Source organism: Phascolarctobacterium succinatutens YIT 12067 (assembly GCF_000188175.1).
In the GTDB taxonomy this organism is placed as follows: Bacteria; Bacillota; Negativicutes; order Acidaminococcales; family Acidaminococcaceae; genus Phascolarctobacterium_A; species Phascolarctobacterium_A succinatutens.
In genome coordinates this window covers 1-1,818 of the sequence record NZ_GL830853.1, presented here as the reverse complement: position 1 = coordinate 1,818, position 1,818 = coordinate 1, and the positions used below count along the sequence as shown (strand labels likewise).

General features: G+C 45.0%; 2 protein-coding genes. Both read right to left on the bottom strand.

The window, feature by feature from the left end; genetic code table 11:
- Positions 1 to 641 (bottom strand): SLC13 family permease (locus tag HMPREF9443_RS01525; protein WP_009144728.1); only part of this gene is annotated, 641 nt, incomplete at its 3' end.
- Between the two features lie 511 nt (positions 642 to 1,152).
- The coding region (locus HMPREF9443_RS01520) for an SLC13 family permease (RefSeq protein WP_009144727.1) at positions 1,153 to 1,818 on the bottom strand (666 nt) is incomplete at its 5' end.

The window sequence follows — 1,818 nt, the reverse complement described above, 5'->3', positions numbered from 1 at the left end:
TCTTGCTCGATTTCTTGGTCAGCATCGAGTTGTTTGTTCGGGAGCAGATATTTGCCCAGGAACATCATGTAGAGCATACCAGCTACAGAGATAGGCAGACCGATCCAAGCGAATTCGAAGAAACCGAACGGCTCGATACCGGCAGCATTCATTGCACCTACTGCAATGATGTTCGGCGGGGTACCTACCATGGTGATGATACCGCCCCAACCGCAAGCGAATGCCAACGGCATTAACTGACGGGAAGCAGGAATTTTAGCTGCAGAGCAGATGCCCAGTGCAACCGGCAGCATGCAAGCTGCGGTACCGGTGTTGGACAGAACTGCGGACATTACAGTACCAACGAGCATCAGACCGAACATCAGGCTGTTTTCGCTGGTGCCGCACATTTTAACTACGGTGTTACCAATTTCTTGAGCCAGGCCGGTGTAGAACATGGAAGCGCCTACAACGAACATACCTGCAAAAAGTACTACAGTAGAGTTGGACAGACCGCTGAATACTTGCTTAGCAGGGATCAGGCCTAACAGGCCGCATGCCACAGAGGCACCAATAGCAGTAACTGCGAGAGGAATAAGTTCAGTTACGAAGAATAATGCAACTACTGCCAACAGAATAAGACATTTGATTGCTGGGGACATTGTTTTCCTCCTTAAAATAATAAAAATGTTTTGTTGTCTGTGTGTCACTATACACACTGAAGGTCATCAATAAAATAATTCTACAAGTTATCAGTAAGTTCTATCATTAACAAGTTATAGAGCTTACATTTTAGCCAAGTTTTAAGTAGTTGAAGGCTTTTAGTTTCCCTCACTTACATTACTTACTTAATCGGCTTTTTTCACTTACTTTAATTACTTAATTGTCGATAGTGTTAAGTTTAACACACTTCTGACAAATTTGCAAGCCTTTTTCATTTATTTTATTCCTGTGCTTTACATGTTCTTCCACTAAGCTTATTGTATATTTATACATAGTATTGTTTGTTTATGATTTTATCGATTCACAAACCTTTTTTATTAAAAATATGTCTGTGTGCTCACCCTTAAAATCACATATCTCCGGTGCTTTCAGGCATATTTTGAACAACAAAAATCCCCGTCACTTTCGTGACGGGGATTGATTTGTATTTTAGCTTACTAACCTAACAAATTATTTGCCAGGGAAGAACGGCCATACCATCGGGATAACAACCAGGGATACTACGAAAGCTACCAGAACCAGACCGGTACCAGCTTTTACATAGTCCATGAATTTGTATCCGCCAGGGCCAAGTACCAGGGTGTTCGGAGGAGTACCTACCGGAGTTGCGAATGCGCAGGATGCTGCAACAGCGATAGCCATCAGAACTGCTTTCGGGTCAGCGCCCAGGTTTTGGGAAATTGCAATACCGATCGGGCACAGCAGAGCTGCGGATGCGGTGTTGGACATGAACTGAGTCAGACCGCAGGACAGGATGAACAGTACACCGGTTACAACCAACGGAGAAGGAGAGCCGCCCATCAGGCCAACAGTCCATTCAGCGATGAGTTTACCAGCGCCGGTTTTATCCATAGCGGAGGATACAGGCATCATGCCAGCGAACAGGAAGATGGTTACCCAGTCGATAGAAGCATAAGCTTGTTTTTCAGTCAGGCAGCCGGTCAGTACGCACAGCAGAGCGCCGATGATTGCTGCCATTTCCAAAGATACACCTTTGATACCAACAGCCATTACCAGGATAACGCCCAGCAGAATAGCACCGGATACCATTTGTTTAGATTTGGAAACTTCGTTAGCCTCTACCTCTTGCTCGATTTCTTGGTCAGCATCGAGTTG